At 68.0% G+C, this 958-nt stretch carries 2 protein-coding genes; one reads left to right on the top strand and one right to left on the bottom strand.

The features are described 5' to 3' along the window. On the top strand, window positions 1-486 hold a 486-nt coding region (locus tag Q7A36_RS40130), incomplete at its 5' end, for a transposase (protein ID WP_305109380.1). On the opposite strand, the gene Q7A36_RS40135 is transcribed toward Q7A36_RS40130, so the two are convergent. Beyond that, the coding region (locus Q7A36_RS40135; RefSeq protein ID WP_305109381.1) for a hypothetical protein at window positions 468-958 on the bottom strand (491 nt) is incomplete at its 5' end. The two genes, Q7A36_RS40130 and Q7A36_RS40135, sit on opposite strands and share 19 nt — an antisense overlap.

A 958-nucleotide genomic window follows, 5' to 3' on the forward strand; every position in this document is an offset into this window, starting at 1 on the left:
AAGATGTGGCTGCTGCCCTTTGTGGCGATGTTCATACGGCCGTCATGGCTGAATGCGGTCGCGCTGGCGACCGGAGCATTGTTGTGCGTGAACCGGCGGACGGTGTGCGCGGCTTTGCGGGCGGTGGACGGCAGCACGCACAAGGGGTTCAGCCGGTTCCACCGCTTTCTCTCGCGCGCGGAGTGGTCGGGCCTCCGGGGCGCGAGGATCCTGCTTGGTCTGTTGCAGAAGGCGTTCGTGCCAGAGGGCGAGCCGCTGGTGATCGCCGCTGACGACTCCGTCGAGCGGCGGCGCGGCGCCAAGATCCGTGACAAGGGGATCTGGCGCGATGCCGTGCGCTCGAGCCGCGGCGGCGTGGTTCAGAATCGGCCAGTTTCGGGTAACGCGGGCGCACGAAGAGAGCCGGCCTGTGAGGGCCGGACGTCGACGTGCGATGTGATGTGCGGGAGGCGGTCAGCCTCCCCGCGTCAAGCTCGCCGGGGCTGAAGCGGTCCCAGGCCGAGCAGGGTGAGCCAGTGCGGATGGCACTGGCCGGTCATCAGCTCCCGCGGGCTCTTGCCCTGGCGCTCGGCATGCCGGCTGCGCAGGAAGCGGCGGTGGTTCAGGAAGAACCGCAGCAGATCCAGGTATGCGCCGCCGAGATGGCGGCGCAAGGTGAAGTAGGTGCGCAGCCGCGAGTTGAGGTTTTCCACGAGGGAGCTGCTGCGCGGTGTGCTGGCCATGGCCCGGCACACGGCGTCAAACAGGATGTGGAACTTGCTTCCCATCCGCGCTCGCAGTTCACTCCACCCCTGCCAGTACGCAGGTGAGGTGGTAGGCAGGCGGTTCAGGATGCAGGCTTCCCGCACGAGAGGCTCGGGGACAGCGTGGGCACGTGCGATGGCGGCCAGCTTGACATCAAGCAGGCCGGCGAAAGCGAGCAGGTGTTCGCGCTGGTTCTGCAGGGCGACGCGCAGCG

Source organism: Paracraurococcus lichenis (assembly GCF_030657435.1).
GTDB lineage: Bacteria > Pseudomonadota > Alphaproteobacteria > Acetobacterales > Acetobacteraceae > Paracraurococcus > Paracraurococcus lichenis.